At 46.3% G+C, this 25,080-nt stretch carries 29 protein-coding genes and 2 tRNA genes; 4 read left to right on the top strand and 27 right to left on the bottom strand.

Going from position 1 to position 25,080, the window contains the following annotated elements:
• Positions 1–22: 22 nt before the first annotated feature.
• From rplI to QMF28_RS02450, 5 genes are all read right to left on the bottom strand, one after another.
• Complete coding sequence (rplI, locus tag QMF28_RS02470) at positions 23–475, bottom strand: 50S ribosomal protein L9 (protein WP_281743082.1); 453 nt, start codon at positions 473–475, stop codon at positions 23–25.
• A 13-nt stretch (positions 476–488) separates the two neighbouring features.
• Positions 489–761: a 30S ribosomal protein S18 gene (rpsR, locus tag QMF28_RS02465; protein WP_011902267.1), complete on the bottom strand. Its 273-nt coding sequence runs from the start codon at positions 759–761 to the stop codon at positions 489–491.
• A 13-nt stretch (positions 762–774) separates the two neighbouring features.
• The gene (gene priB / locus QMF28_RS02460; protein WP_281743081.1) at positions 775–1,068 is read right to left on the bottom strand and encodes a primosomal replication protein N; all 294 of its coding nucleotides are present in this window, start codon (positions 1,066–1,068) and stop codon (positions 775–777) included.
• 59 nt (positions 1,069–1,127) lie between these two features.
• Complete coding sequence (gene rpsF, locus QMF28_RS02455; RefSeq protein ID WP_068322189.1) at positions 1,128–1,502, bottom strand: 30S ribosomal protein S6; 375 nt, start codon at positions 1,500–1,502, stop codon at positions 1,128–1,130.
• 134 nt (positions 1,503–1,636) lie between these two features.
• Positions 1,637–2,713, bottom strand: a complete 1,077-nt coding sequence (locus tag QMF28_RS02450; protein ID WP_281743080.1) for an asparaginase — start codon at positions 2,711–2,713, stop codon at positions 1,637–1,639.
• A 60-nt stretch (positions 2,714–2,773) separates the two neighbouring features.
• On the opposite strand from QMF28_RS02450, the gene lexA reads away from it, so the two are divergent.
• Positions 2,774–3,493 (top strand): transcriptional repressor LexA, encoded by a 720-nt coding sequence (gene lexA, locus QMF28_RS02445; RefSeq protein WP_068322174.1) that lies wholly within the window; start codon positions 2,774–2,776, stop codon positions 3,491–3,493.
• Positions 3,494–3,575: 82 nt separating this feature from the next.
• Here the strand turns inward: lexA and QMF28_RS02440 are convergent, their stop codons facing one another.
• From QMF28_RS02440 to uvrC, 5 genes are all read right to left on the bottom strand, one after another.
• The gene (locus QMF28_RS02440) at positions 3,576–4,037 is read right to left on the bottom strand and encodes a hypothetical protein (RefSeq protein ID WP_216214022.1); all 462 of its coding nucleotides are present in this window, start codon (positions 4,035–4,037) and stop codon (positions 3,576–3,578) included.
• Between the two features lie 92 nt (positions 4,038–4,129).
• Positions 4,130–4,203: transfer RNA gene (locus QMF28_RS02435), tRNA-Cys, on the bottom strand.
• 49 nt (positions 4,204–4,252) lie between these two features.
• Positions 4,253–4,328 (bottom strand) — tRNA-Gly (locus tag QMF28_RS02430).
• 116 nt (positions 4,329–4,444) lie between these two features.
• Positions 4,445–5,020, bottom strand: coding sequence for a CDP-diacylglycerol--glycerol-3-phosphate 3-phosphatidyltransferase (gene pgsA, locus QMF28_RS02425; RefSeq protein WP_281743078.1), 576 nt, complete (start codon positions 5,018–5,020; stop codon positions 4,445–4,447).
• 30 nt (positions 5,021–5,050) lie between these two features.
• The gene (uvrC, locus tag QMF28_RS02420) at positions 5,051–6,961 is read right to left on the bottom strand and encodes an excinuclease ABC subunit UvrC (protein WP_281743076.1); all 1,911 of its coding nucleotides are present in this window, start codon (positions 6,959–6,961) and stop codon (positions 5,051–5,053) included.
• Here uvrC and earP point away from each other — a divergent pair.
• The 3 genes from earP (at position 6,960) to QMF28_RS02405 (ending at position 9,766) form a co-directional block, all read left to right on the top strand.
• Positions 6,960–8,030 (top strand): elongation factor P maturation arginine rhamnosyltransferase EarP, encoded by a 1,071-nt coding sequence (earP, locus tag QMF28_RS02415; protein ID WP_281743075.1) that lies wholly within the window; start codon positions 6,960–6,962, stop codon positions 8,028–8,030. The two genes, uvrC and earP, sit on opposite strands and share 2 nt — an antisense overlap.
• A gap of 87 nt (positions 8,031–8,117) precedes the next feature.
• Entirely contained in the window at positions 8,118–8,678 is a 561-nt protein-coding gene (gene efp, locus QMF28_RS02410; protein ID WP_068322160.1) for an elongation factor P, read from the top strand.
• Positions 8,679–8,761: 83 nt separating this feature from the next.
• A complete protein-coding gene (locus tag QMF28_RS02405; RefSeq protein WP_281743072.1) occupies positions 8,762–9,766 on the top strand; it encodes a GNAT family N-acetyltransferase in 1,005 nt (334 codons plus the stop codon).
• On the opposite strand, the gene nagZ is transcribed toward QMF28_RS02405, so the two are convergent.
• The 17 genes from nagZ to QMF28_RS02320 form a co-directional block, all read right to left on the bottom strand.
• Positions 9,763–10,836: a beta-N-acetylhexosaminidase gene (gene nagZ / locus QMF28_RS02400; RefSeq protein WP_281743070.1), complete on the bottom strand. Its 1,074-nt coding sequence runs from the start codon at positions 10,834–10,836 to the stop codon at positions 9,763–9,765. The two genes, QMF28_RS02405 and nagZ, sit on opposite strands and share 4 nt — an antisense overlap.
• Positions 10,837–10,845: 9 nt before the next feature.
• Positions 10,846–11,238, bottom strand: coding sequence for a holo-ACP synthase (acpS, locus tag QMF28_RS02395; RefSeq protein ID WP_281743068.1), 393 nt, complete (start codon positions 11,236–11,238; stop codon positions 10,846–10,848).
• Positions 11,239–11,266: 28 nt separating this feature from the next.
• The gene (gene pdxJ / locus QMF28_RS02390; RefSeq protein ID WP_281743067.1) at positions 11,267–12,010 is read right to left on the bottom strand and encodes a pyridoxine 5'-phosphate synthase; all 744 of its coding nucleotides are present in this window, start codon (positions 12,008–12,010) and stop codon (positions 11,267–11,269) included.
• Positions 12,011–12,022: 12 nt separating this feature from the next.
• A complete protein-coding gene (gene recO / locus QMF28_RS02385) occupies positions 12,023–12,757 on the bottom strand; it encodes a DNA repair protein RecO (RefSeq protein WP_068322142.1) in 735 nt (244 codons plus the stop codon).
• Positions 12,758–12,762: 5 nt separating this feature from the next.
• Positions 12,763–13,656, bottom strand: coding sequence for a GTPase Era (gene era, locus QMF28_RS02380; RefSeq protein ID WP_240480906.1), 894 nt, complete (start codon positions 13,654–13,656; stop codon positions 12,763–12,765).
• A 44-nt stretch (positions 13,657–13,700) separates the two neighbouring features.
• On the bottom strand, positions 13,701–14,492 hold the full coding sequence (gene rnc, locus QMF28_RS02375; RefSeq protein WP_068322137.1) for a ribonuclease III: 792 nt from the start codon (positions 14,490–14,492) through the stop codon (positions 13,701–13,703).
• A gap of 5 nt (positions 14,493–14,497) precedes the next feature.
• Positions 14,498–15,304 carry a signal peptidase I gene (gene lepB / locus QMF28_RS02370; RefSeq protein WP_281743063.1) on the bottom strand — a complete coding sequence of 269 codons (807 nt, stop codon included), beginning with the start codon at positions 15,302–15,304 and terminating at the stop codon, positions 14,498–14,500.
• A complete protein-coding gene (lepA, locus tag QMF28_RS02365) occupies positions 15,304–17,109 on the bottom strand; it encodes a translation elongation factor 4 (RefSeq protein WP_281743061.1) in 1,806 nt (601 codons plus the stop codon). Before lepA ends, lepB begins: the two co-directional genes overlap by 1 nt.
• A gap of 136 nt (positions 17,110–17,245) precedes the next feature.
• A complete protein-coding gene (locus QMF28_RS02360; RefSeq protein WP_281743059.1) occupies positions 17,246–18,694 on the bottom strand; it encodes a DegQ family serine endoprotease in 1,449 nt (482 codons plus the stop codon).
• A gap of 50 nt (positions 18,695–18,744) precedes the next feature.
• Positions 18,745–19,992: a beta-ketoacyl-ACP synthase II gene (gene fabF, locus QMF28_RS02355; RefSeq protein WP_068322121.1), complete on the bottom strand. Its 1,248-nt coding sequence runs from the start codon at positions 19,990–19,992 to the stop codon at positions 18,745–18,747.
• 21 nt (positions 19,993–20,013) lie between these two features.
• Positions 20,014–20,253 carry an acyl carrier protein gene (acpP, locus tag QMF28_RS02350; RefSeq protein ID WP_028819177.1) on the bottom strand — a complete coding sequence of 80 codons (240 nt, stop codon included), beginning with the start codon at positions 20,251–20,253 and terminating at the stop codon, positions 20,014–20,016.
• Positions 20,254–20,354: 101 nt separating this feature from the next.
• The gene (gene fabG, locus QMF28_RS02345; RefSeq protein ID WP_068322118.1) at positions 20,355–21,098 is read right to left on the bottom strand and encodes a 3-oxoacyl-ACP reductase FabG; all 744 of its coding nucleotides are present in this window, start codon (positions 21,096–21,098) and stop codon (positions 20,355–20,357) included.
• Between the two features lie 37 nt (positions 21,099–21,135).
• A complete protein-coding gene (gene fabD / locus QMF28_RS02340) occupies positions 21,136–22,071 on the bottom strand; it encodes an ACP S-malonyltransferase (RefSeq protein WP_281743057.1) in 936 nt (311 codons plus the stop codon).
• A gap of 58 nt (positions 22,072–22,129) precedes the next feature.
• Positions 22,130–23,116: a beta-ketoacyl-ACP synthase III gene (locus tag QMF28_RS02335; RefSeq protein ID WP_281743055.1), complete on the bottom strand. Its 987-nt coding sequence runs from the start codon at positions 23,114–23,116 to the stop codon at positions 22,130–22,132.
• Positions 23,113–24,126, bottom strand: coding sequence for a phosphate acyltransferase PlsX (gene plsX, locus QMF28_RS02330; RefSeq protein WP_068322108.1), 1,014 nt, complete (start codon positions 24,124–24,126; stop codon positions 23,113–23,115). Before plsX ends, QMF28_RS02335 begins: the two co-directional genes overlap by 4 nt.
• 83 nt (positions 24,127–24,209) lie before the next feature.
• Positions 24,210–24,389, bottom strand: a complete 180-nt coding sequence (gene rpmF, locus QMF28_RS02325) for a 50S ribosomal protein L32 (protein ID WP_011902241.1) — start codon at positions 24,387–24,389, stop codon at positions 24,210–24,212.
• A 105-nt stretch (positions 24,390–24,494) separates the two neighbouring features.
• Positions 24,495–25,070 (bottom strand): YceD family protein, encoded by a 576-nt coding sequence (locus QMF28_RS02320; protein WP_281743051.1) that lies wholly within the window; start codon positions 25,068–25,070, stop codon positions 24,495–24,497.
• Positions 25,071–25,080: the final 10 nt, after the last annotated feature.

The raw sequence follows: 25,080 nt of genomic DNA, 5'->3' as shown, positions 1-25,080 counted from the left end.
GGCTAGTTTACAGAGTTAAAACTTAAGCTTGCTCGCCAACTACACGAATAGTGATTTCTGCAACTACGTCGGTATGAACAGCAACCGCTACAGGGTGATCACCAACCATTTTCAATGGGCCAGTAGGCATGCGAACCGAAGACTTCTCAATAGTGAAACCTTTAGCTTTCAAAGCATCAGCGATGTCGTGATTGGTTACAGAACCAAACAAACGACCGTCAACACCCGCTTTTTGACCGATTTCGAGAACCATGTCCTTAAGCTTGATGCCAACAGCTTCAGCAGCAGCCAATTTCTCAGCAGCTAATTTTTCCAACTCAGCACGACGAACTGCAAAGTCAGCAATCGCTGCTTCAGTTGCACGACGAGCTTTACGCTGCGGGATTAAGAAGTTACGAGCAAAACCGTCTTTAACGCGAACGATGTCGCCGAGGTTGCCCAGGTTTGTTACTTTTTCTAAAAGAATGATTTGCATTGAGGGCTCCCAATTATTTCTTATGTTGATCAGAGAATGGCAATAAAGCCAAGTAACGAGCACGCTTGATAGCAGTGTCTAACTGACGCTGATATTTAGCTTTTGTGCCTGTCAAACGAGCAGGAGTAATCTTGGCGTTTTCGCCAATAAAGTCCTTCAATGTATCTACATCTTTGTAGTCAATCTGTTCTACGCCAGCAACAGTGAAACGGCAATAACGCTTACGCTTGAACAATGGGTTCTGAGCTGGTTTCTTTTTGAAATCGGGTTTCTTTCCAAACGCCATGATGATTTCCTCTTTAATTTTTCAATTGAATATGGGTAATATGGAAAACAAGTCTTTGATTACGTAGAGTCTTGGGTGCTAAGAATCCTTCAAACACTGCCTCGGCTCCTAAATCCATTCGCTCTAGATCCTTTTGTATCGGACCGATTGTGATGGCTTCAACGTTCATCTGAATTTTCCTTGCCACTCCTACCTCGTTAGCTTGGCCACTATGTTCTAGCTGGCAATGCATCACCGGTATTCCTGCAGGTGTAAATCGAATCGCGTCTTTAGATACCAAGATCGCAGTGAGGATGAAATGATTCAACGCCGCTCCGCTTCTCTGATACGTTTTCTAGTCTGTGTATTCCTCTTCAAATTTCTAACTTAGGCTGCCGCTACAGGAGCGTCAGATTGAGCAGATTTACGCGCCTCTTCACGCTGCACTTCTTTCATCATGATTGAAGGCTCTGTTTCAGCTTTCTTAGTCTTGATGATGAGGTGACGCAAAACTGCATCGTTAAATTTGAACGCATGCTCGAGCTCTTCCAGAGTTTTCTGGTCGCACTCAATGTTCATGCAAACGTAATGGGCTTTAGCAAGCTTGTCGATCATGTAAGCCATCTGACGACGACCCCAGTCTTCCATACGATGAATTTTGCCGCCCGCAGCTGCTAATGTAGCTTTGTAACGATCGATCATCGCTGGCACTTGCTCGCTTTGGTCCGGATGGACGATAAAGACGATTTCATAATGACGCATCAAACACTCCTTAAGGATTAAGTCACCTGGGCGTCTTGCTAAGTTCTGATGGTTGTGAACTCAGCGCCAGTGTGACAAGGTAGTAACAAATTGTAGGTACTGCTTACAACACTTTTACAGCCGCTTTTCAGCGCTTACCGAATTACAGGCAAGACTGCTATTCTAGCAAAAAAATCCTGCCAAGTCAGGGATTTACCAGCTGCCTGAGCTTGTTTCTCGGCATTTAGGGACAACTGAAGAGCAATTCTGGCCCTAGGCGCAGAAAGACTCCCTGAGGCCAAGCATCCGCTAATGTCCTTTTCAGGAAGATCGGTCAAGGTTTCCCCAGCCCCTGTTCTAGTGGTTCTAACCAAGGCAATGCCATGTTTTACCGCAGCCACCAAGGAATCGCGCCAAGCATCATGAAATCCACCCATACCAGTGCCGGCAAGGACTAAACCCTTCACTTTGGAGTTCAGCCAATGGGTAATTGTTTCTGAGCGCGCTCCTGCATGACTAGTCAATATCTCCACCCAAGGCCATTCATTCTCCTTAGGAATCGGCAAATCCTCAGTCCAGAGCTCTTGAACCGCCTTTACGCCTGAAAGCCAAGAGGGATTGATGAGTCCAACCGAGCTACTAGGGGAGGTCTGAATGGGTGCATTGATGGCGCTACCATGCCGCTTAGCCAAATCCATAGCCAAACAGCCCCTGCCATCCATTACGGCATAAATCCCGCCTGGGCAGTTATCAATTGGGGTGGAAGCCCAACGAATCGCATCCAAAAGGTTTGATGGGCCATCAGCCTTGGGCGCATTTGACGGCAGCATAGCGCCAGTCAGGATAACTCTTTTGCCTAAATTTTGAGCATATTTGCCACAAGTCATCTGTAAAAAGACGCCTGTTTCTTCAATTGTGTCTGTTCCGTGAGTGACTACTACGCCTTGAACCAAGGAATTAGCAAGGGCCTCTCTCACAGCCTCACCCAAAAGCGTCAATAAAGACTCTGTGAGGTTACGGCTATTAATATTGGCAACCTGCTTTGAAACCAGGCTAATGCCTTCGGGGATAGCAGATCGAACATGAGCCAGCAAAGAAGCTACCTCCACTTGGCCCGCCTCATATTGCAGGGGCTTATCGGCAGGATTGGACGCCAAACCAGCAATTGTGCCGCCCATACCCAAAACTAGGATGTGAGATGAATTTTCTGAATGATTTTCAATTGTGCTCATACCCCCATTATCCCCTCTAAATCGCTTGATCTATCAAAAACTGCTGTATACAATCCCAGTATGGACATAAACACAGTCGATTTTCCCGAGGAGCTGACTGCCCTCCCCAAGCTCACTCCACGTCAGAATGAGATTTTGGAGTTAATTACTAAGGCAATCGATGAAAGCGGTCTTCCGCCGACTCGCGCAGAGATTGCTACGCAACTGGGATTTGCTTCTGCCAATGCGGCGGAAGAACATCTTCGTGCACTAGCCAAAAAAGGTTATATCGAATTAACGCCGGGGACTTCACGTGGCATTCGTATTCCACAGCGATTTAATCAAACACACAATAGCAATAAATATCGCCAGCTCTCTTTACCATCAGGTGCATTACAGCAACTTACATTGCCATTAATTGGACGAGTTGCTGCTGGATCACCAATCATGGCTGTTGAGCATATTGAGAAACATGTTCCGATTGATCCAAGTTTGTTCAGTAAGGGTGCTGATTACTTGTTAAAAGTAAAAGGCATGAGCATGCGCGATGCTGGAATTTTAGATGGCGATTATTTAGCCGTTAGAAAAACAACTGAAGTACGCAATGGCGATATCGTAGTTGCTCGACTTGATGATGAAGTGACGGTAAAACGTTGGCAACAAAAGAAAACTGCCAATGGCATGGTGATTGAACTTCAAGCAGAAAATCCTGACTTCAAAAACATTTTAGTAGACGATCGTCAACCTAACTTTGCAGTTGAAGGTCAGGCCGTTGGCTTGATTAGGGCTGAAGGGCTGTAAGCTAAACCCCTTAAAGCAAAAGGCCTCTTGTTAGAGGCCTTTTTTATTGAATTCGATTAAGCAATCAAATTGTTTGCTGAAGTTACTTTCGTGTTGGAGCAACCACGTTAGCATTCTTCGGTGAAGAGGTCACGATGATGACCGACTTAGGACCACCAAGGGATCCATCAACGATTTCAACAGTAGCAGTTCTATCGCCTTTAGTGAAAACCAAAATGCTGGTTTTTGCTTTCACAGCAGTAACAGTTGTCCAACCACCTTTTGGATACTCTGACTGGAAGAAAGCGTAAACATCAGTTGCACCTTGTAGTGCATTCACTACCGCTCTACCAACCCACTCATTGCCGCGACCGATAATGATAGAGTCGCCACCAGATAGACGTGCACCCTGAGGCAAAGGCATATCACCTAAAAGCTGACTCTGAATTTCTTGAATCTCTTCTGCCGAACCAGTTGGAGAATCTCCAGAGCTTGCACAGGCACCTAAGAGCGCAGCTAAAAATAGTGCTAGAGCGCTAACTTTAAGAGTTTGAATTTTGATCATGTGTTTTATTTGATTAAGGTGGTTGACGCTTTTTTACTTACATTAGTTAAAAGTATTTTAGGTGATGCACCTAATACGTCAAGATAAATTACTGGAGGCGCGTGAGGGAATCGAACCCCCGTACGAAGCTTTGCAGGCTCCTGCCTAACCACTCGGCCAACGCGCCAAACACTTGAATCAAAAATGGGAAGCTTTTTAGGGCTTCCCATCGAACTTGGAGCGGGAAAGGAGGTTCGAACTCCCGACCTATACCTTGGCAAGGTATCGCTCTACCAGCTGAGCTATTCCCGCATAACAGGGCGATAGTTTAACAAACAATCGCGAAGAAAGCATTATTCCTCGTAAAGCCTAAAAAATAGAGGATTGAAACTACCTTCAAAGCCCTAACTGGCTGGGCTTTTGAAGAATTAGTCAATTTTTCCGACCAACTGAGGCAACGCCTTTTTCATGTAATAGAACATCGACCAAAGCGTTAAAAAGGATGCAATCCAAATCAACCAGGTACCCAATTGTGCGCAATTGAGCCATCCAAATAAGGTGTCGTTGAGCAATAAAAATGGAATAGCTACGAGTTGAGCGGTCGTTTTGAGCTTTCCAACCATGTGAACTGCCACACTTTTTCCAGCGCCTAACAAAGCCATCCACTCTCTCAGCGCAGAAATTGTGATTTCTCTGCCAATAATGATGAGGGCCACCCAAACTTGCACGCGATCCATATTAAGCAGAACCAATAGTGCAGCAGCAACAATTAACTTATCTGCCACTGGATCTAAAAACTGCCCAAATGCAGATTCTTGTTTTAAGCGACGCGCTAAAAAACCATCCAACCAATCGGTAATAGCAGCAGAGATAAAGATAATTGCCGCTATTAAATTCTTTTCAAATGGGGTGAGCCAAGAATTGGGGAGGTAAAAGATTGCCACCAACAGCGGGATTGCTGCAACACGCAACCAGGTTAGGGCTATTGGTAAATTGAAGGGCATTTGTTAAGCATAAACCAAGTGATGTTGCCCCTAGTGAAGCTGGCGATATATTTGTTCGGCCAATGTCATAGAAACACCCTCTACGCTGGCTATCTCCTCAATACTGGCATTAGCAACCCCTTTAAGGCCACCAAAACGTGCCAGCAGCTTTTGACGGCGCTTGGCACCAATACCCTCGATCTCCTCAAGACGAGAAATCGTTCTAGCCTTTGCGCGCTTAGCACGCATACCAGTAATAGCAAAGCGGTGAGCCTCATCCCGTATCTGCGCCACCAATAACAATGCTGCACTATCAATACCCAACTCAAGAGGCTCACGTCCATCAGCAAAAATAAGCGCCTCAAGTCCTACCTTGCGTCCCTCACCCTTAGCGACACCGACAATCAAACCTACGTCCATACCAAACTCAGACAAGACTTGGCGCGCCATCTCTACCTGCCCCTTGCCGCCATCAATCAAAATCACTTGCGGAATTTTTTCTACTGGTAACTCCTGAAAATTAGCATAGCGTCTTTGCAGAACTTGACGCATTGCTGCGTAATCATCGCCCGGCGTAATGTCATTGATATTGAAGCGTCGGTATTCACTAGACTGCATTGCATTCTTGGCATAGACAACGCACGATGCTTGCGTTGCTTCACCTGATGTGTGGCTAATATCAAAACACTCGATACGTAAATGCTCAAGGCTTTCTAATTCAAGACCGAGAATATCTGCCAAGGCACGTGCCCTTGCCAGCTGCCCACCCGTCTCAACCAAACGTTTTGTTAGTGCGATCTTGGCATTGCCTTCAGCCATAGCAAGCCAATGACGTCTTTGACCTTGAGGTTGATGCAGGAAGGTAATTTTTCTTCCTGCCTGTGCATTGAGCAACTCATGTAAATCTTCGGGTGGAGATTCATTTAACTCACCAAGGTCATCCCCCTTTGATTGCAAAGCATGATTTAAAACCAATACCGGCGGTATTAAATTGCTAGTTGTCTCGCTCGAATTCTCTTCTAAATAATGCTGTGTAATAAAGGCTTCCAATATCTCTGCGGGAGACGGCAACTCACCAGAAGTAGTGCGCAGGCCCTTCGGGAAATATGCTCTGTCACCAAGATGACGACCACCACGAACCATGGCAAGGTTCACACAAACCATACCTTCCATTTGCGCAACAGCGATGATGTCTACATCACCTTCGCCCTCCGCCACCACATCCATAGATTGTTGCTGCAAAACACTGGATAAATCTGAAATGCGATCACGCAAGACGGCAGCCATTTCAAATTCCATCGCCTCGCTATGCTTGTGCATTTCTTTTTCAAGCTCAGATAAAACACGACTGTGATCGCCCTCTAAAAAACGGCTTGCTTGAGCAACATCTTGGCCGTATTGCTCAACACTGAGCCGACCCACACACGGAGCGCTACATCGATGAATCTGATGCAATAAACAAGGGCGACTACGATTCTTAAATACTGAATCCTCACAAGTCCTCAAGCGAAATACCTTCTGTAGAATCTGCACGCTATTACGTACTGCCCAACTATTCGGAAATGGCCCAAAGTAATGATTGCGCTTGTCCACTTTTCCGCGATATGAAGCTAACCTTGGGAACTGATGGCCCGTTAGCATCACATATGGGTAGGACTTATCATCACGAAACAAGATGTTGAATGGAGGTGCCAACTCTTTAATGAGATTGTTCTCTAGAATGAGAGCTTCAGTTTCGGTCCGTGTTACCGTTGTCTCGTAACGGGCAATTTTGCCCACCATCAGCTCAATACGTGGTGATAACTGTGTACGCTGAAAATAACTTGAGACACGCTTTTTAAGGTTGCGAGCTTTGCCTACATACAGAATATGCCCCGCTTCATCAAAGAAGCGATATACCCCCGGCAATCCGGGTAGCCGTTTAACATCCTGCTGAAGGGTTTCAAAAAGCGAATTGCTCATGCGTTGGGATATTTTCTGTCAAATCGTCGATAACTATGGTGATGCCGGTATTTGCTGGCGTCTAGCCCGAAGCTTAGCAAGCATTCATGGGCAAGAGGTGCGTATTTTTTGCGATGATCTGCCAACCCTTAATTTACTCGCTTCGGGTGTGGACCCCGCCATAAAGAAAAAAATTGATATGCAGCCATGGGATGTCAGCCATAACAATGCCAGACACCCAGTACAGACGCCCGATGTGGTGATTGAAGCATTTGGCTGCGAACTACCTGAGCGCTATCTTGCCGGCCTGTTTATAGCCTCCATCAAGCCCATCATCATTAACCTGGAATACCTCAGCGCTGAACCCTGGATAACAGAATTCCACGGCAAAGCATCACCCCAGTCTCACGGCATTCCCAAGTATTTTTTCTTTCCTGGATTCCAAAAGGAAGTTGGCGGGCTATTACTAGATCCTATTCCAGCAGAAGGTCATCTCACCGACAACAATATTCCGAATGATCTCAAAACTGTCTGGTCTAACTTACGGCCTGGAGCAAAGCGAATCAGTGTTTTTTGCTACCCAGGGGCGCCGCTAAAAAAATGGCTAGAGAACTTAGGTGGTCTTGGTGAAGAGATTGATATCTTGCTAGCTCATGGTCATGCGGAGCAGCTCAACTTATATGGCGAACAACCTATATCGCTACCAAAAAACCTACAACTACTCTCCATGCCGTTCGTTTCTCAGGATGAATACGACTGGGTGCTTTCACAGTGTGATTTCAACATTGTGCGTGGAGAAGATTCTTTTGTACGTACACAACTGGCAGGGAAACCATTTATTTGGCACATCTATCCCCAGGAAGATCGCGCTCATGAAGTGAAATTAGCTGCTTTTTTGGATCTCTATCTTGAGGAAGCTAGCCAAGAATTAAGGCTGACCACTATTGCCGCAATGACCTGGGGAATGCCAAGTGAATGGTTTGGCAAGCTTGGAGTCTGGGATACGCATGCAAAGCACTGGCGCACCCATTTACTCGAAAAACAAGCGGATGGCGGCTTGCCAGCACGTTTAATCCGCTTTGTCGCCTAATCCCAAGCAATAAAGGCTTGCGGGCGGTTACAATCTTGTTTTTGATAAAAACCGCAGAAAAATAGCTCTGCCCCCAGGAATAGCAAGATGAAAACAGCACAAGAACTCCGCGTTGGTAACGTAGTAATGATCGGCACTGATGCCCAGGTCGTTTTAAAAGCCGAATATAGCCGCTCTGGCCGTAACTCCTCTGTTGTGAAAATGAAATTTAAAAACTTGTTAACTGGCGCGCCGAACGAAGGCGTTTACAAAGCTGATGACAAATTTGATGTTGTGATTCTCGACAAAAAAGAGTGCACATATTCTTACTTCGCAGATCCAATGTATGTATTTATGGATGGCGACTACAACCAATACGAAGTTGAAGCTGAGTTCATGGGTGACGCATTGAATTACCTCGAAGAAAGCATGCCATGTGAAGTGGTGTTCTACGAAGGTAAAGCTCTTTCAGTAGCAATGCCAAACTCATTGGTTCGTGAAATCATTTACACTGAGCCAGCAGTTAAAGGCGATACCAGCTCTGGCAAAGTATTGAAGACTGCAAAATTAGCAACTGGCTATGAATTGCAAGTTCCATTGTTCTGCAACACTGGCGACAAGATTGAAATCGATACTCGTACAGGCGAATACCGTAGCCGCGCTAACTAATTTTTAACTAGTTAGCTACGATGTTAAAAGCCCGGCTTGCCGGGCTTTTTTATTTTCCGAGTACAAGTCATAATGCTCAGACTATGACCAATGAGATCAACTTTGATATCGCTTCCTTAGGGCCGACAGATATAACGCCGCTAATTGACTGCGTAAGGCGGTGCTACGGGGAAAGTTATCCTAACCCAGTGATGTATGACCCATCGAAGCTCAAGGAAGCAATTGATACAAAATTGATGCATTCGGTTATCGCAAAACTCCCCAACGGCGAAATCATTGGCCACTGCGCCCTTACCTTTGATGGCCCCCAAAATACTTCGCCAGAAGCTGGGAAGATGATGGTTGACCCGAATTACCGAGGTCATCAAGTTGCCGAAAAAATGGCTCAAAAACGAATTGAAATTGCACGCACGCTAGCGCTTCCGGGGTTTTGGACTGAGTGCGTAACCAATCACCCCTACAGCCAGCACGAAATGATTGCATTTAATGCAAAAGAAACCGGTCTCTTTATTGGCGATATGCCATCGACCATTGCCATGAAGGGATTGGAGAATCACCCCGATACCAGAATGTCATTGCTCGCTTTTTACCTATCTATTGAGGATCGGCCACATACCATCTACCTCCCAAGCAACCATACGGCACATACTCAAGAGCTCGCGCAGGACTTAAATCTAGATCGCAAGGTCTTAGTTTCAAATCAGGCCGGCAAAGGCCAAACCATCATCAATACAGTTGTTAACTCCGGTATTCAAACTGCCAATATTTCTGTAGAACTGATAGGCAACGATTTCCTTCAAGCGGTAGAGAACCAATTAAAGAGTATTCAGTATTTAAATCTTGCCTCTATTTACCTAGACCTACCCATCCAGCAAGAGGCTGCGTCTAGGGCTTTCGAAGACCTAGAAAAGCGCGGTTTTTTCTGGGGATCTTGGATGCCAAACTACTCAAGTAAAGGCGATGTAGTGCGCCTGCAAAAAATTAATCAAACGGTTAACGTTGATGAAATTGTTTGCGCAAGACCGCAAGGAGACAGTGTCAAAAGCTATGTTGTCTCAGAATGGAAACGCACCCAGAAGTCCGCTTAAATTAAATTAAGCTGTTCCAGCAACCCCTTGGCATGTTCATACTGGGGCTCACTTTGGAGTTCCTGCCAATTTAGGGCAAGAGCTGTTGGCATGAGTTTATTCAATCGCCCTCTTGACTCTTCCAGCTTGGCTTTTGAAACCTTTAGCTTACTTAATAACTGATCAGCAAGATCCGGGCGATTACAGATCAGCACTGCATCACAACCAGCATCTAGCGCCAGTTCCGCACCCTTAACTACTGACCCGGCAACACTCGCGCCTTCCATCGAAAGGTCATCGCTAAAGATCACTCCTTCAAAACCCAATTCTTGGCGCAAGATAGAGTGGAGCCAAACTTTAGAGAAGCCAGCTGGGTTCTTATCGACCTTTGGATAAATCACATGCGCCGGCATCACTGAAGCCAAGCTGAGATCAAGCCACTCATAAGGCTTGGCATCATCGTTCAAGATCTCTTTCAAGCTGCGCTCATCCACTGGAATTGCCACATGTGAATCAGCTTCAGCCCAACCATGGCCTGGAAAGTGTTTGCCACAGTTAGCCATACCAGCAAGGCGCAAACCTTCATTCAAACTTTTCGCTAGAGCAAAAACAATTTGTGGATCACGACTAAAAGACCGATCACCGATCACACCGCTTCTACCAAAATCCAAATCCAAAACCGGCGTAAAACTGAAATCTACACCACAGGCCCGTAATTCAGATGCCAACACATAACCACAGGCAGTGGCTGCAGCCATCGCAATGGCAGCTGACTCCGCAGCATGAGACGATTTATTTTTAGCACTCCATAATTCACCCAATTTGCGCATTGCTGGAAGATGGGTAAAGCCATCAGTCCTAGCGCGCTGCACTCTGCCGCCCTCATGATCAATCGAAATCAAGACATCAGGACGAAGTTTTTTAATAGCGGCGGTAAGTTTTGTGAGCTGCTGACGATTGGCAAAGTTACGACCAAACAATATGACGCCCCCAGTCAGTGGATGCAAAATGCGTCGACGATCTTCAGCATTTAGTTCCAAACCAACTACATCTAAAGTGATTGGGCCTGGGGCCATCTTTGACTTACTCATCTTTTCCTCTTATTTTTGAGTAACAATTACATGCGCAATTGCCATATCTTGTTCATCACTTACCGTTACGTGAGCTTCCCAATTTTTTTCTTGCATGAATTGCGCCAGCACACCTAAATAGCTCGTTACCGGCTTGCCACTTGACTCGTTCAAAGTTTGAAGCGAGCGCCAAGTCATCGGCATTCTCATGCCAAGCCCGATTGCTTTTGAAAAGGCTTCTTTCGCCGCAAAACGCGTAGCTAAAAAGGCAATTCCACGCTTATGATTTCTAGCGAGGCGATGCTGAAATACCAGCATCTCTTCTGGACCCAGAATTTTTTCAGCTAAGCGGCCATTCGTGCGATCGTAAGCCGCTTGTAAGCGCTCAATCTGCAGAATGTCTGTACCGATACCGATGATCATTTTTTTATTTTGTAGCTATTGATTATTCTTAAGCGAGCGCTCTACCCTGAGCCATCAAGGTTTTCATATCGATGATTGCCTTTTGCCAGCCTTTGAACAGGGCCTCAGCAACAATAGCGTGGCCAATATTGAGCTCGGATAATTCCGCAATTGCTGCGATAGGCTTTACATTGCCCTCATGCAAACCATGACCAGCATTGACTCTCATGCCAATACTTTTTCCAAAGACTGCAGCCTTACGAATACGCTCCAATTCTTTCGCCTGATCGGCGCCCGATAAATCGGCGTAACGACCAGTATGCAACTCAACCACAGTCGCGCCCACATCTTTAGCTGCCTGAATTTGCTTCTCTTCGGGATCAATAAATAATGACACCCGAATGCCGGCATCGACCAATTTCTTTGTGGCTACTTTTACTGCATCGAAATGACCCAAGACATCCAATCCGCCTTCAGTTGTCACTTCTTCACGCTTTTCCGGGACCAAGCAGACATCATGCGGCTTTACTTGGCAGGCGATGTCAATCATCTCAGGAGTGACTGCGCACTCTAAATTCATGCGGGTTTTAATCAGTGGTCGTAAGGCCAGTAAATCAGCATCCTTAATATGACGACGATCTTCACGCAAATGAAGGGTAATGAGATCTGCGCCTGCTTCTTCAGCCAAAGCAGCCGCCCTTAATGGATCAGGATAGATCGTGCCACGCGCATTACGCAAGGTGGCGACGTGATCAATATTGATGCCTAGTTCAAGGCTTGGATGGCTGCTCATTTCTGTAGATTACTAGATTTTCTTCAGATCAATCAAAATTTGACGCGTAGTGAGCACTTGATCCTGCAAATGTAAGCCCAACAGAAAACGCATTAACTGCTTACTTTCAGAGAGAGTCTCTGAATCGGAAAAATCACCAACAGCAATCGCCAATAAGGATTTTCCAGTCAGGACTGGCCAGTGCCCCGGATCATCGACCTGGACGGGACGAACACCACGCTCAGGCTGGTAAACATACTGCTCATGAGCCAAAGGTGCCTCATTAGTTTCAACGCAGCGATCTAATGCTGCGGCATAACCAGTCTCCTGCAAGAGTGATAACTCAAAAGGACGTAGGATTTCTTCTAAGCCCTTGGACTCAAACTCTAAATTTGATAAGGCATTAATCGTTTCTGCATAGCGGTCATAAAGCTTTTCGTAATCATCTTCACGCGCTAAAAACTTCACAAGCAACTCGTTCAAGTAGAAGCCGCAAAGCAAGGCATCTCCAACTAAAGAGGGCATGCCACCTACCCACTCTGACTTCGTTAAGGTACGCAGCTCGGATTTACCACTCCAAGAAACCAGCAATGGCTGAAAACGCTGCAATACAGGTCTTAGTGTTGAATGCGGACGTTTAGCACCTTTAGCAATTAAGGCCATACGGCCATATTGCCGTGTAAATACATCCAGAATTAAGCTCGTCTCTTTATAAGGGATGCTGTGTAATACAAAAGCAGGTTCGTCAGCAACTCGAATCGAGGCCATTGAATTTATTCCAGCCCTTGCGCCCGCAATTCGGCGCGATCATCAGCCCAGCCACGTTTGACTTTCACCCAGGTCTCTAGGAAAACTTTTCCATCAAAGAGCTTTTCCATGTCGATACGGGCATCAGTAGAAATCTTTTTCAGACGCTCGCCTTTTTGACCAATGATCATAGCCTTATGACTATCGCGATCTACCAGGATAGTTGCTGCAATACGGCGCATCTTACCGTCCATCTTGAACTGGTCGATCACTACCGTGCTGGTGTATGGCAACTCCTCGCCAGTAAAGCGGAATACTTTTTCACGCAAAATCTCAGCAGCCAAGAATCGCTCACTGCGATCGGTGATGGTATCGCCATCGTACACGGCTGGAGCCTCGGGCAGATAGCCCTCAAGCACGTCTAACAATCTCTCAATATCCCCTGGACTCTTTGCACTCATCGGAATAATTTCAGCAAACTCGCATTTTTGGTCTTCGTGACCACCTAATTCACACCAAGGGCGAGCCATATCTTTAATGAAGTTCAACAAGGCCTGATCGCGCTCTGATGGCGTCTGAAAACGGCTATTAAACAAATCCAATTTATTGAGTACCAGCACCACCGGTAAATCATCCGGGAGCAATTTCAAAACTTTTTTGTCATCCTCACCAAAGTAGCCAGCCTCAACCACAAAGCAAGCCACATTCACATCCTGCAATGCAGTGGTTACTGTGCGATTAAGCGCTTTGTTTAAGGTATTCATCAAACGCGTCTGAAAACCTGGCGTATCAATAAATATGAACTGTGCCTCTTCGCGATTCTGGATTCCCAAAATACGATGGCGCGTAGTTTGAGCCTTGCGTGAAGTAATGCTGATCTTTTGACCAACCAAGGCGTTGAGCAAGGTTGATTTACCCATATTAGGACGCCCAACAATGGCGATAGTGCCGCATCTAAACACGATTAGCCCTTCAGCTTAAGATTGAACTGCTCTTCGGTCACTTCTTTTTTTGCTGCTTTCTTTTTCGCTGACCGAGTTTTCTTGGGTTTACGAGACTCTTGCGGCAAAGCTTTTAACATCGCAATCAAAGCCAACTTAGCCGCAGCCTGCTCAGCAGCGCGACGTGAAGCACCCTCACCTTTGACTGCCACCTTATGACTGGGGATTAGACACTCCACCTCAAATTGCTGGTTATGAGCAGCTCCAGTAGTGCCAGTAACGTTATAAGCCGGCAAAGGCAGCTGATAGCTCTGTAAACATTCTTGCAAAAGTGTTTTGTCGTCTTTGCCCAAGGTTTTTGGATCAACATGCTCCAAGATGATGGAGTAGAGCTTGCGCAAGCTTGCCTTGGCCGCTTCAAATCCACCATCCATAAAGATGGCGCCAGTAACTGCCTCTAGGGTATCAGCCAAGATTGATGGGCGACGAAATCCGCCGCTCTTCAATTCGCCCTCACCCAAACGCAAGTAATCTGACAAAGATAGGGTTTGAGCAATTTCATATAAGGCCTGCTGCTTTACTAAATTAGCACGCACGCGAGACAAATCACCTTCATCTAAATCGGAATAACGTTCATATAGCATCTCTGCTACTACGCAATTGAGAATAGAGTCGCCCAGAAACTCTAAACGCTCGTTGTTTTTCTTGCTATGACTGCGATGAGTTAAAGCTTGGTTCAGTAACTCAGGCTTCTTGAAGGTGTAGCCAAGGCGCTCTTGCAGCGGTCCAGTTTCGATAACGGCGCGCGCATTCATGATATTTACTCGAATCCGCCTATGCGACCAAGATTGCCGAGATTAAGCCAAACAAAGAAGGCTTTACCCACAATGTTTTTATCTGGCACAAAGCCCCAATAACGAGAGTCTGCACTGTTATCGCGGTTATCACCCATCGCAAAGTAATGACCTGCCGGTACTTTACAAGTCATGCCTGATTGTTGATATTGGCAGAATTCAGAACCGGGAAAACGTTCAGTGGGGAATACAGCAGCCGGACGATCTGGGTCATTCAGGATCTCATGGCGATTGCCGCCTAAGTCCGCAGGAAAAGTTTCCGTGAAACGTTTGGCATAGCGCATATTCTCTGGATCAAGATAAGGCTCGCCACCACTATATTGCAATGGTTGGCCATTGATGGTCAGGCGTTTATTTTCATAAGTGATTTCATCGCCCGGAAGGGCCACTACACGCTTAATGTAATCTACTGACTCATCGCGTGGGTAGCGAAACACAACAACATCACCACGCTTAGGTGTGCCTAGGTCGACTACCTTTTGATTGAGCACAGGTAGACGAATTCCATAGGTAAATTTATTCACCAAAATGAAATCGCCAATTTGTAAAGTCGGAATCATTGATCCGGATGGAATCTTGAACGGCTCAGCAATGAAAGAACGCAATACAAACACCGCACATATAACCGGAAAGAAGCCTGCAGTGTATTCAAGCCATAAAGGCATGCGGTCGTTGCCTGCCAAGCGTCTTTGCGGAGCAAAGTGCAATTTATCAGCAACCCAGGCGATACCAGAAATAATCACCAGGATAAAAAGGACTAGAGCAAAGTTCATTAATCTTCCACCTGCAAAATAGCTAAGAAGGCCTCTTGTGGAATCTCCACATTACCCACCTGCTTCATACGCTTCTTACCTTCTTTTTGCTTCTCTAATAACTTGCGCTTACGGGAGATATCACCGCCATAGCACTTAGCCAGAACGTTCTTACGTAATGCTTTGACGTTTTCACGAGCAACAATATTGCTGCCGATCGCCGCCTGAATAGCCACATCAAACATTTGACGGGGAATGATGCCTCGCATCTTCGCTACAACTTCACGACCGCGATGTTGGCTATTACTACGGTGAACGATCACAGAAAGAGCATCAACGCGTTCGCTATTAATCAAGATGTCGACTTTCACTACGTCAGCTGGACGATATTCTTTGAACTCATAATCCATCGAGGCATAGCCACGTGAGATCGACTTCATTTTATCAAAGAAGTCTAAAACAATCTCTGCCATTGGTAGTTCATAAGTGAGCTTGACCTGGCGGCCTAGGTAATTCATATCCATCTGTATACCGCGCTTACCAACGCACAAAGTAATAATGGAACCCACGTACTCTTGGGGCATATATAAATTAACTGTCACGATAGGCTCAAGAATCGTATTGATCTTGCTAGCCTCAGGCATCTTCGATGGATTATCTACAGAAATAATTGAACCGTCCGACTGCTCTACCTGGTAGACCACCGTTGGAGCGGTGGTGATGAGATTCATACCGTACTGACGCTCTAAACGTTCTTGCACAATCTCCATGTGCAACAAACCTAAGAAACCGCAGCGGAAACCAAATCCAAGCGCTTGTGATACCTCTGGCTCATACAAGAGCGAAGCATCGTTGAGTTGTAGCTTTTCTAAAGACTCGCGTAGCTGATCGTATTCACTCGATTCAACAGGATATAAGCCCGCGAACACTTGGGGTTTAACTTCTTTAAATCCAGGTAATGGCTCAGACGCAGGAACGCGACCTTGTTGTCCAGGGGAATGCGTGACAGTGTCACCAACCTTAGCAGCCTTTAATTCTTTAATACCAGCAATCACAAAGCCTACTTGACCAGCAGACAACTCTGGACGATCTACAGACTTCGGACTAAACACGCCTACGTGCTCAACTAAATGGCTTGAACCGTTAGCCATTAAAGTAATTTTTTCTTTTGGCTTTAAAGTGCCGTTAACAACGCGCACCAGCATGACAACACCAACATAGTTATCAAACCAAGAGTCAATAATCAAGGCTTGTAATGGATCTGTTGCATTACCTTTTGGCGGAGGCACTCTAGCAATCATTTCTTCGATTACATCCTGAACACCCAGACCTGTCTTGGCTGAACAGGTTACAGCCTCTGAAGCATCTATACCAATCACATCTTCAATTTCTTTTTTAGCGCGCTCAGGATCAGCCTGCGGCAAATCAATCTTATTGAGAACTGGAACAACCTCAACGCCCAACTCAAGAGCCATGTAACAGTTAGCAACTGTTTGCGCTTCAACACCCTGGCTAGCATCAACTACTAATAAAGCACCTTCACAGGCAGATAAAGAGCGGCTAACCTCATAGGAGAAGTCGACGTGACCTGGGGTATCAATCAGGTTAATGTTGTAAATCTTGCCATCTTTGGCTTTGTAATTTAAAGCAGCGGTTTGCGCCTTAATCGTGATGCCACGCTCACGCTCAATATCCATTGAGTCGAGAACCTGGGCTTCCATTTCGCGATCAGAAAGACCGCCACAGAGTTGAATAATGCGATCAGCAAGCGTCGATTTGCCGTGATCGATATGGGCGATGATAGAAAAATTGCGGATTAAATCCATAGCGTCTTAATAGGTCATTCAAAAAACGCCTTGTCAGAACGCACCACAATGATGCGCTGCAAAAAGTCGTCTTAAAGTGATTGTAATGGGTGGCGCCTAAAAGACGCCAAACCCCATTTCTAAGCCCAAAATAGGGTTATTTAGGTCTTACGGGGACTACCAAAGTGCTATCAGCACGGCGTATAAAGACCGGGACGGCCTTGTTAGCATCCAGGCCCTTAACTAGAGCCTCAAACTGCTTAACGCCCGTAATATCGGCATCTGCAACCCGAATAATGACATCTCCAGGTCGAATTCCAGCCCTGGCCAAGGGACCCTCCCCCAAACCGGTAACCTCAACACCACCCTTGATATTCAAATCCTTCTTTTTGCTATCGGATAGCTCACTTACAGCAACCCCAAGGGCATTTGCGCTATTGCTATTTGGAGCTGGAGCATCCGACTTCTTATTTGCCGCCTGAGTAGATTCGGCATCAGTTACGGTCACGGTTAAATCACGAGTACCGCCCTTTCGCCAAACTTGCACTGGCACTGAAGTACCTGGCTTAGTTTCACCAACCACTCTTGGTAAGTCAGTTGATTTAGCAATATCGCGCCCATTGAAACTCAGAATCACATCACCAGATTCAATTCCACCTGCAGCAGCTGGTCCACCTGGCTCAACGTTACGAACGTATGCGCCACGCGGCTTACCCAAACCTAAACTCTCAGCAACATCTTTGGTCATCTCGCCCAAAGCAACACCAATACGACCGCGGGTCATCTTGCCATTGGTACGCAATTGATCGGCAACACGCATCGCCTCATCAATCGGAATAGCAAATGAAATTCCCATGTAGCCACCAGAGCGACTAAAGATTTGTGAGTTGATACCAATTACCTGACCGGCGGTATTTAATAAAGGGCCACCAGAGTTACCTGGGTTAACCGCCACGTCCGTCTGGATGAATGGTAAGTAGTCGCCAGTATCACGACTCTTAGCAGACACAATTCCTGCGGTGACCGTATTCTCAAGACCAAATGGGGAGCCAATCGCTAGAACCCATTCACCCACACGCACTCTTGAGGAATCGCCCAAAGGCAACTTAGGCAAATCACGAGCATCAATTTTGACAACAGCAACATCAGTACGTTTATCCATGCCGAGTAACTTTGCTTTGAACTCGCGCTTATCAGTCAAGGTCACATAGATAGTTGTAGCACCCTCAACCACGTGCGCGTTTGTCAAAATTAATCCATTGGATTCAATAATGAAACCAGAGCCCACACCACGATCTGCTTCTTGCGGCTTACCGGGATTTGGTTGCGCTTGTTTTGGTCCATTCGGCAATCCAGGAATAGGTACACCAAAGAAGCGGCGGAAGAATTCCGCTTGATCTTCAGACATTCCAGGTATGCCACCTTGAGCTTGCTGAACCACCACTTTTTCAGTGGTACGAATATTCACGACCGCTGGACTAGCACGCTCAACCAAATCAGCAAAATCAGGAATCGTTACCCGAGGATTTTGTGCAGAGACAGGTTGAATAAATGCAAACTGCCCAAGACTAAAAATAGTCATGAGCGTAATTAAGTACTTTTTCATAATGCTATAGACCTACTTGGTAAAGACCAACAGTGGAGATACTAAGAATATTAGGTCAGTTTGCCAAAAATCAAGGTACCGTTAGTACCCCCAAAGCCAAAATTGTTTTTGACTGCATGGTCTATCTTCACATCCCTGGCTGTATTGGCGCAGTAGTCCAAATCACATTCAGGGTCTTGATTAAAAATATTGATAGTAGGTGGCGACTTCTGGTTATGGAGGGCCAAGATCGTAAATACAGACTCTAAGCCGCCAGCACCGCCTAAAAGGTGGCCAGTCATCGACTTAGTGGAATTAATTAAAGCCTTTTTGGCATGATCGCCTAAAGCTGCCTTAATAGCCTCTGTTTCATTCTTATCACCTAGCGGTGTAGAAGTTCCATGAGCATTTAAGTATTGAATTTGATCTGGATTGAGCTTGGCATCGCGCATTGCATTGACCATGCAACGACGTGGGCCATCCATATTTGGAGCAGTCATGTGATACGCATCACCACTCATGCCAAAGCCTAATAGTTCGCAATAGATTTTTGCGCCACGTGCCTTAGCATGTTCATATTCTTCGAGCACCACAACGCCAGCGCCTTCGCCGAGAACAAAACCATCGCGGTCTTTATCCCAAGGACGTGATGCGGTTGCAGGATCATCATTGCGTGTCGAGAGCGCTCTTGCAGAAGCAAAACCACCAACACCCAAAGCAGAAATAGTAGATTCAGCGCCACCAGCCACCATGACATCAGCATCGCCGTACTGGATTAAACGTGCGGCCAAACCAATGCTATGCAAACCCGTTGTACAGGCAGTCACTGCAGCAACGTTTGGGCCTTTAAGACCAAACAAAATACTAAGATGCCCAGAAATCATATTGATGATTGAGCCTGGAACAAAGAAAGGTGAAATACGACGAGGGCCACGAGCCAAAAGCTCAGCGCCTGTTTCCTCAATCATTGGCAGGCCACCGATACCGGAGCCAACCATCACACCTACGCGCTCGGCGTTTTGTTCTGTGATCTCTAAACCACTGTCGCGAAGAGCTTGCGTACCAGCAGCGATACCGTAATGGATAAAGGTATCCATATGGCGCGCCTCTTTGGCAGAAACATATTCTTCAACGTTGAAATCTTTCACCTCTCCAGCGAAATGAACGCTAAGCGGAGTGTGGTCAAACTTGGTGATGGTAGCAATGCCTGATTTGCCCGCAAGCAAATTAGACCAAGCTACATCAACTGAATTACCAACAGGTGAGATGAGACCAAGGCCGGTGACTACTACCCGGCGTCGGCCATTTGATGCTGACACAGTAATACCTAGGCTAGGGAATTAACCCTGAGCTTTTGATTTAGCGAAGTCGATCGCGAGCTGAACTGTGGTGATCTTCTCAGCTTCCTCATCAGGAATTTCGATGCCGAATTCATCTTCCAAAGCCATAACCAGCTCAACAGTGTCAAGAGAGTCAGCGCCCAAGTCGTTCACGAAAGAAGATTCATTCTTGATGTCTCCTTCTGCGACGCCTAATTGCTCAGCGACGATTTTCTTAACGCGTTGTTCGATGTTGTCCATTAATTTCCCCAGGGGTTGTAAAAACGATGAAAAGGATTTTATCAGTTCGGCGGGCCGAATTAGCAAATTCGCCTAAAAATGATCAAATCCTAGCTTTGCCGTTAGGCTAAATATAGTCCGCCATTGACGTGTAGGGTATTACCCGTAATGTAACCAGCCGCCGGAGAGGCCAAAAATGCCACTGCCTGGGCTACATCCTCAGGGCTACCCAATCTAGCCAAAGGAATGTTCACTTTTAGGGCATTTTGCTGTTCTTCGCTCAAAGCGCGGGTCATATCGGTATCAATAAATCCAGGAGCCACGCAATTCACGGTGATGTTACGGCTACCGATTTCGCGAGCTAGGGCACGAGTCATACCAGAAACACCTGCTTTTGCAGCTGCGTAATTTGCCTGACCAGGATTTCCCATATGGCCAACAATAGAAGTGATGTTGATAATGCGACCTCCACGAGCCTTCATCATCGGACGCATCACCGCTTGAGAAAGGCGGAAGACAGAACTTAAATTGGTATCAATCACATCGGTCCACTCATCGGACTTCATGCGCATCGCCAAGTTATCGCGCGTAATGCCAGCGTTGTTTACCAAGATATTGATGCCGCCATATTCTTTCACGATCAAATCAATAATTTCTTCACAAGCATTTGGTGCGGTGACATTCAATACCTTACCCGCACCACCAGAAGCTTTCAGACGCTCATCAATGGCTTTGGCACCACTTTCCGAAGTAGCCGTGCCAATGACTTTGGCGCCGCACTTTACTAACTCATCCGCAATTGCTTGACCAATACCGCGTGAGGCACCAGTTACTAATGCAATTTGTCCGCTTAAGTCGAGATTCATATTTGTCTTCCGCTGTCTTATTTCTGTAATCTGGATTTTATTTAAGGCTTGCGAGAACTTCAGTCAAGCTAGCTTCATCAAACACTGGCACGCCAGTAACTTGTTCATTAATACGCTTTGTCAGGCCAGCCAATACTTTGCCAGGACCGCATTCGACCACCTGAGTGATGCCTTGACCAGCAATCGCCTGAATCGTTTCTTGCCAACGCACAGGCTTAGCTGCTTGACGCACCAAAGCATCTTTAATGGCAACCGGATCATTCAAGATTTCAACATCCACGTTATTGATAACAGGAATGCTTGGCGCTTTAAATTCGATATTCGCTAAGTAGCCCTGGAGCTTTTCCGAGGCAGGCTGCAATAAAGAAGAGTGGAATGGTGCGGATACCGGCAACGGTAAGGCGCGCTTAGCACCAGCAGCTTTTAATAGCTCACATGCTTTGGTAACAGCGTCGCTTGCACCAGCAATCACGACTTGTCCAGGCGCATTAAAATTCACTGCCTCAACTACGCCACCAGAAGCGGCGCTGGCCTCAGCACAAACCTTAATCACGGTCGCATCATCTAAACCCAAAATAGCAGCCATACCACCGGTACCGACTGGAACGGCGCTTTGCATAGCTTCAGCACGAAAACGCACTAAAGGCACAGCATCTTTAAATGCGATTACGCCAGCCGCAACCAAAGCAGAATACTCACCAAGACTATGACCCGCCATAACCTTAGGGGCAGCGCCACCGGAAGCTAACCAGGCGCGATAAAAGGCAACGCCAGCAGTCAGCATCACAGGCTGCGTATTGGTTGTCAAAGACAATGCTTCAGCAGGACCTTCAGCAATAAGCTTTGTGACATCCTCACTCAAGGCATCAGATGCCTCTTGCAATGTTGTACGTACTTCTGGACGCTTCGCAATGGAGTTGAGCATGCCAACAGATTGAGAACCTTGACCGGGGAATACAAATGCAAATGTCATGTGATTAATTCGCTAATGAAAGAAATTAAAGATATAGATAAATAAAAGTGAATTGTTCTTAGTACTTAATAGCTACCGCGCCCCAAGCAAAGCCACCACCAACGCCTTCTAATAAAAGATGTTGGCCACGCTTAATTTGTCCGGAACGCACACCAGAATCTAATGCCAACGGAATCGATGCGGCGGAAGTATTGCCATGCTCATGCACAGTCACAATCACCTTATCCATAGACATGCCCATCTTCTTGGCAGTGCCTTCCATGATGCGAATATTTGCCTGATGCGGAACTAGCCAGTCAATTTGCTCAGGCTTGAGGTTGGCTTTATCAAGCGCCTCATGAGCGACTTGCTCTAAAACTTTCACAGCCAATTTGAATACTGCTTGACCATCCATCGTCATAAACGGTGAACCGTGCACTTCGCCATTACCAGCGCGACCAGGAACACACAAGATATCGCGCTGACTACCATCAGCATGCAATGCCGTAGAAAGAATGCCAGCCTCTTTGGAGGCCTCAAGCACAACCGCTCCAGCGCCATCGCCAAACAAGACACAAGTGCCGCGATCTTGGAAATTCAGAATACGCGAGAAGGTTTCAGCACCAATCACCAAAACTTTTTTGCATGAACCAGAACGAATAAAAGCATCTGCAATTGCAAGCGCATAAGTAAAGCCGGCACAAACCGCCTGCACATCGAATGCTGCACATGAAGTATGTGCACCTAATTTATCTTGAACTACACAAGCAGTACTTGGAAAGCCACCCAAATGATCAGGTGTAGAAGTAGCCAAAATAATGAGATCTAAATCTTCAGAGGTAATCCCAGCGCTACTGAGAGCGGCCTCTGCAGCCTTTACCGCTAAATCACTTGTGAGCTCATTCTCAGCAGCAAAGTGACGCGCAGAAATTCCGCTACGCGTCTTAATCCATTCATCGCTTGTCTCCAGGCCAGTTTTGGCGAGGCGCTCTACCAAGTCCTGATTAGTTAGACGCAGTTCAGGAAGATAGCTTCCAGTGCCAGCTACTCTTGCAAAGATACTCATACTTTTGTCTCCACCACAAAGGCTGCGGCAATGCGCTCTACCATGCGATTCTTTGCTGCTTCATAAGCGCGATCTAAGGCAAAGCCAAATGCATAACTGTCTGCGGAACCATGACTCTTAATCACGCAGCCGCGTAACCCTAACAATACCGCACCGTTATAACGACGATGATCAACGCGCTTACGCACTCTGAGCAAAGGAACCATTGCACAAATTGCCATTAACTTAGTCAACAATGAACGATTAAATTCTTCACGAATCATTCCGCTCATCATCTTAGCCAAGCCTTCGCTAGCCTTTAATACAACGTTACCCACAAAGCCATCGCACACCACAATATCAGTGGTGCCCTTAAAGATGTCATTGCCTTCTACGTTGCCATAAAAGTTTAAGGAAGTTTGACGCAGTAGCTCGCTGGTTTGCTTAACCACTTCATTACCCTTAATTACTTCTTCACCAATATTAAGAAGGCCAATCGAAGGGTTTTGTTTGCCATCGACCACTTGCACCATCACGTTGGCCATTTGGGCGAACTGAACCAAGTGCATTGGCTCACAGTCAGCATTCGCGCCCAAATCCAGCATGGTCGTGCCACGCCCCAATTCATTAGGAATGGCAGTAGCAATTGCAGGACGATCAACGCCCTCAAGAGTTTTTAAGATGTAACGAGAAATCGCCATGAGCGCGCCCGTATTACCGGAAGAGATGACTGCATCAGCAGCACCCTCTTTAACCTGCTCAATAGCAACACGCATTGAAGAATCTTTTTTGCGACGCAAGGCAACCTCAATGGGGTCATCCATCAAGACAACTTCACTAGCGGGAATAATTTGAATTCGCTCCATTGGAGCTTTAGGAGATTTACTCAAGACTTGCTTGATTAAATCGGGATCGCCTACCAAGGCAATCTTCACATCTGCATGTTTTTCTAGAAAATCGCAGGCAGCTGGAACCGTCACGACGACTCCATGATCTCCGCCCATGGCATCAATAGCAAGAGTAACGCTCATAAACTCATTGATTGCTGCAAGTGATTTATCCAAGAAAAAAGCGGCTTTTACTGGAGCCGCTTCTATCTGTTTAGACTAAAAAATTAGTCGTTTTTAGTTTTAACAACTTTACGACCACGATAGTAGCCGTTAGGTGAAATGTGGTGGCGCAAATGAGCCTCACCAGTTGTGGCTTCAACAGCCGTAGCAGGTGCGGTCAAAAAGTCGTGCGCACGATGCATGCCACGTTTGGAAGGTGATTTTTTGTTTTGTTGAACGGCCATATTGAACTCCTAAGCAAGGCGACATTCTAGCATGGAAAAGCACCTAAATGCTTGATTCATTGACAAAACATACTCAAAACAACAACTGAAATAAAGTTACTGATTTCAGTTTTTCTTCATATTTTTCAATATGTTAAAGGGATTTTCACGCTCATTTGACGTCTCTTCATCACCCTCATCCCCGAAAGTAGAGGCATGAGGCTCGCAAAAGCCTTCTGGATGCTTGGGAATCAGGGGCAAAGACAGCAAAACCTCATCCTCAATGGTTTCCAAGAGGTTGAAATGCTGATTTACCACCAAAGGCTCTTGTTCTTCATCCTCCAAGGGATAGGCGTCAGCCTCTTCGTCAGTGGCCACAAGGACAAAACGCCGCTTTTCTTCCATATCCACCGCACAATCCTGCAAACAGCGCTGGCAGACTAGGTGCAGACGGCCTTTTAGGCCTAATTCGAGGATTTGATGCGGCTCACTACCGGGTGAATCTTCAAAATGCGTTTGGACCGACCAGTCAAACCCGTCGCCCGGATTGATGGTTGAAGCCTCCTCAGCCACTCTTGGCAGATCTGGGATGCTTAAGAAACCAGCACCCTTATAAGATTGAGGGGCACAAAAATCTAGCCTCTTTAAGGCGCTAGGCTCAGAAGATAGTTCGACTTGAGGTAAAACTTGATTACGATTCATAGCATCAGTC

Origin of the sequence: Polynucleobacter yangtzensis (assembly GCF_027924165.1) — a bacterium.
In the GTDB taxonomy this organism is placed as follows: Bacteria; Pseudomonadota; Gammaproteobacteria; order Burkholderiales; family Burkholderiaceae; genus Polynucleobacter; species Polynucleobacter yangtzensis.
The sequence above is the reverse complement of the archived record's forward strand: the minus strand, read 5'-3'. Positions and strand labels throughout refer to the sequence as shown.